The organism is Micromonospora sp. MH33 (assembly GCF_003013775.1).
Taxonomy (GTDB): Bacteria; Actinomycetota; Actinomycetes; order Mycobacteriales; family Micromonosporaceae; genus Micromonospora; species Micromonospora fulviviridis.
Window position 1 is genome coordinate 1 of the sequence record NZ_MUYZ01000425.1, and the last position, 4059, is coordinate 4059.

General features: G+C 77.2%; 3 protein-coding genes and 2 pseudogenes. 4 read left to right on the plus strand and 1 reads right to left on the minus strand.

Annotated features, from left to right (window positions below):
• The 4 genes and pseudogenes from B0E53_RS33700 to B0E53_RS33715 all read left to right on the plus strand — a co-directional run.
• Nucleotides 1-317: pseudogene (locus tag B0E53_RS33700) on the plus strand (SAM-dependent methyltransferase); the annotation flags it as partial.
• Nucleotides 314-1477 (plus strand): nucleotide pyrophosphatase/phosphodiesterase family protein, encoded by a 1164-nt coding sequence (locus tag B0E53_RS33705; RefSeq protein WP_107079622.1) that lies wholly within the window; start codon nucleotides 314-316, stop codon nucleotides 1475-1477. The pseudogene B0E53_RS33700 and the gene B0E53_RS33705, both read left to right, overlap by 4 nt.
• Nucleotides 1478-1534: 57 nt before the next feature.
• Nucleotides 1535-2794, plus strand: coding sequence for a DNA polymerase IV (locus tag B0E53_RS33710; protein ID WP_107079623.1), 1260 nt, complete (start codon nucleotides 1535-1537; stop codon nucleotides 2792-2794).
• A gap of 115 nt (nucleotides 2795-2909) precedes the next feature.
• Nucleotides 2910-3305 carry a DUF3040 domain-containing protein gene (locus B0E53_RS33715; RefSeq protein ID WP_091268111.1) on the plus strand — a complete coding sequence of 132 codons (396 nt, stop codon included), beginning with the start codon at nucleotides 2910-2912 and terminating at the stop codon, nucleotides 3303-3305.
• Between the two features lie 223 nt (nucleotides 3306-3528).
• Here the strand turns inward: B0E53_RS33715 and B0E53_RS33720 are convergent.
• Nucleotides 3529-4059 (minus strand): annotated as a pseudogene (locus B0E53_RS33720) (transglutaminase domain-containing protein); the annotation flags it as partial.

A 4059-nucleotide genomic window follows, 5' to 3' on the forward strand; every position in this document is an offset into this window, starting at 1 on the left:
CCGCCGTGCTGGCCCGGGCCATGAACGGCCACCTGGACGTGGCCGCCGCGCTCGCCGCCGACCCGGCCGGCGCCGCGGGACCCCGGGACACCCTGCGCCGCCGCTACGACGCCGACGGCGTCACCGCCCTGCTCGCCGCCGCCGGGCTCACCGTCGAGGAGATCCACGGCGTACGCGTGCTCGCCGACCTGCTCCCGGCCGCGGTGGCGGACGGCCAGTCGGCCGCCCTGGTCGAGCTGGAACGGGCCCTCGCCGCCCGGCCGCCCTACCGCGACCTCGCCGTCCAGCTGCACCTGTTCGCCCGCCGCCCGGCATGACCGGCCCGGCGGTGGGTCCGCTCGACCGGGTGGCGCCCCGCTACGGCGGCGGCAGCCTGGTCGACGTGCTGCCCAGCGCGCTCGCGCTGCTCGGCGTGCCCGGCGCCGCCGACCTGCTCGGCCTGGCGCCCCGGCTGGCCGGGGTGCGCCGGGTCGCCGTGCTGCTGGTCGACGGGCTCGGCTGGTACCAGATCCCCACCGCCGCCCGGTACGCGCCGACGCTGGCCGGGCTGGCCGCCACGGTCGGCGTCCCGCTCACCTCGGGCTTTCCCTCCACCACCCCGACCAGCCTGGTCAGCCTCGGCACCGGCACCCCGTCCGGCGCGCACGGGGTGCTCGGCTTCAAGGTCCGGGTGCCGGGCACCGACCGGGTGCTCAGCCACATCGAGTGGACCGGCGACCCGGAGCCGCTGCGCTGGCAGCCCGTCGCCACCTGGTACGAGCGGGCCCGCGCCGCCGGGGTGGCGGTCACCGTGGTCAGCCGCCCGGAGTACGGCGGCAGCGGCCTCACCCTGGCCGCGAACCGGGGCGGCGACTACCGGGGCGCGGCGGGCGTCGACCCGCTCGCGGAGCGGATGCTCGCCGCCCTGGCGGCCGGTCCCGGGCCGACCCTGGTCTCCGGCTACCACCCCGACCTGGACCGGCACGGGCACCTCACCGGCGTGGACTCCGCGCCCTGGCGGCTGGCCGCCGCCGAGGTGGACCGGCTGCTCGCCCGGCTGGTCGACGGGCTGCCGCCGGACGCCGCGCTGCTGGTCACCGCCGACCACGGGCAGCTCAACGTGCCCGACGGGCACCGGATCGACCTCGACACCGACCCCCGGCTGCGGGCCGGCGTCCGGGTGGTGGCCGGCGAGCCCCGGGTCCGTTACCTGCACGTCGAGCCGGGCGCCACCGCCGACGTGGTGGCTGCCTGGTCGGCGGTGCTGGACGGCGCCGCCCGGGTGCTGACCCGGGCGGAGGCGGTGGCGACCGGCTGGTTCGGGCCGGTGCCGGAGGCGCACCTGGACCGGATCGGCGACGTGGTGGTGGTCTGCCGCGACACGTACGCGGTGGTCGCCACCCGCTCGGAGCCGCCGATGGAGTCCCGGCTGGTCGCGTACCACGGCGCGGACACCGCCGCCGAGATGACCATCCCGCTGCTGGTGGTCCGCGGCTGACCCGACGCGGGCCGGTCGGCCGGCGGGACTGTCGGACCGGGCGGCTAGCCTGCGGGGATGGGCCGCAGCCAGTCGTTGCCCCGGGGCGGTGATCCGCGCTTCGGGCCGGACGCCGACGACACCGGCTGTCCGATCCTGCACGTCGACATGGACGCCTTCTTCGCCTCGGTGGAGGTGCGCCGCCGCCCCGAACTGCGCGGCCGCCCGGTGGTGGTGGGCGGGATCGGTCCGCGCGGGGTGGTCAGCTCGGCCAGCTACGAGGCCCGCCGCTTCGGCGTCCGCAGCGCCATGCCCACCGCCCGGGCCCGGGCGCTCTGCCCGCAGGCGGTCTACCTGCCGCCGGACTTCACCGCCTACTCGGCCGCCTCGCGGGCGGTGATGCGGATCTTCCGCGACGTCACCCCGTTGGTCGAGCCGCTGTCCCTGGACGAGGCGTTCCTCGACGTGGCCGGCGCCCGGCGGCTCTTCGGCGCCCCGACCGAGATCGCCCGGCTGATCCGCCGCCGGGTCGCCGAGGAGCAGGAGCTGACCTGCTCGGTCGGGGTGGCGCCGAGCAAGTTCGTGGCCAAGCTCGGCTCCACCCGGGCCAAGCCGGACGGCCTGCTCGTGGTGCCCGCCGACCGGGTGCTGGAGTTCCTGCACCCGCTGCCGGTGGCGGCACTGTGGGGGGTGGGGGAGCGGTCCGCCGAGGCGCTGCGCAGGCTCGGCCTGCGCACCGTGGGCGACCTGGCCGAGGCGCCGCCGGGCCTGCTCCGCCGGGCGGTGGGGGAGGCGTCCGCCGGCCACCTGCACGAGCTGGCCTGGGGGCGGGACCCGCGCCGGGTCTCCCCGGAGCACGTGGAGAAGTCCATCGGCGCGGAGGTCACCTTCGACACCGACGTCACCGACCCGGCGGAGATCCGTCGTGCGCTGCTCGCCCTCGCGGAGAAGGCCGGCGCCCGGCTGCGCGCGGCGGGTCAGGTGGGGCGGACCGTGTCGCTCAAGGTGCGGTTGGCCGACTTCCGCACGGTCAGCCGCTCCCGCACCCTCGGTGTGCCCACCGACACGGCCCGGGAGATGTTCGACACGGCCTGGGCGCTCTGGACCGCCCTCGCCCCCGACGAGCCGGTCCGTCTGGTCGGCGTCCGGATGGAGGGGCTCGCCGCGGCGGAGGAGACGCCGCAGCAGCTCACCCTGGGCGCGCCGGAGCGCGGCTGGCGGGAGGCGGAGGCGGCGGCCGACGCGGCGGCCGCCCGATTCGGGCGGTCCGTCATAGGTCCGGCCAGTCTTCTCGGCAGGCGTGATGCCCGGCGAGGCGAAAAACCGACCCGGCCGTAGGTCGTCCCGCTTTCCGACGCGCGAGCCCCCTCGTAGACTTGCGGGTAAGCAGCCGGATGGCTGCCACGGTCTGTCGGCCCGACCGGGCCGACCAACGTGACCGGGGAGGAGTGCCGTGCCGCTCTCGGAGCACGAGCAGCGGCTGTTCGAGCAGATCGAGCGGTCGCTTGCCGAGGACCCCAAATTCGCCTCGGCCGTGCGCGCCAGCGACCCGCGTTTCCACGCGCGGCGTCGCGTGCTCGTCGCTGCCGGCGTGGTCATCGCTGGTCTGGCCCTGTTGATCTACGGTGCCGTGATCAAGACGCCCCCGCTGGCCGTGGCGGGTTTCGTCGTCATGCTGGCCTCGTTGGGCTACGCGGTGCAGTCGCACCGCCGGTCCCAGTCGCCCGACCTGCACGTGGTCGGCGGCACGACGAGCCGTCGTCGTCCCCGTGGCCGCAGCGGCCGCCGGGGCTCCTTCCTCGACCGGATGGAGGACCGCTGGCGGCAGCGCCCGGAGGGCCACCGCTGAGCACATCCCGCCCGTGAGAAGGGCGGGTCCTCGCGACGATGGATCGCCGGCAGCGGCCGGCGAGCATTGTCGCTTCCGCGCGCCCTGATGCTCTCGCAGATCGCCCGCGCACTCTGATCCCGCCCGCCCCGATCCCCGCGCCCTGATTCCCGGCGCGTCCGCTGCTGCCTGAGGCGACCCGGTCCGGCCCGCCGGCGGGGGAGCGCCGGCGGGCGGAACCGGGTCAGCGGGCCGGTCGGCCCGCCAGGAGACGACGCGGGTTCCAGCGCAGCAGCCGCTGCCGCACCTGCCCGGTCGTGGTGACCAGTCGGGTCGAGCGGTCGGTCAGGGTGTTCCGCCAGCGCAGCAGCACCGACGGCGGCAACAGCGCCGCCAACAGCCGGGTACGCCGGTCCGCCCGGGCCGCGAGGGCGCCGCGCACCGACCGCAGGGCGGGGTACAGCTCCTCGCCGGTCAGCGGGTCGCGGGCGTAGCGGGCCCGCTCCTCCGCCCGGCCCAGCAGCCGGACGCCGGTCACCGCCCCGGCGTCCTCGACCAGCGCCTCCCGGGCCAGCCGCTCGGCGGTCGTCCGGGGTGTCTCCGTCAGGTCCACCCGGACGTGGAAGTCGACAAGCGTGTCGAGCAGCTCGTCCCAGGCGGCGTGCGCGTCCGCGCGGGCCCGGTCGGCGTCCACGCCGACCACGATCTCGCGCGCCTCGCCCCGCTGGCCGGGCACGGCGGCCAGGGTGGTGGCCGCGGGCACGGCCGCCCGGGC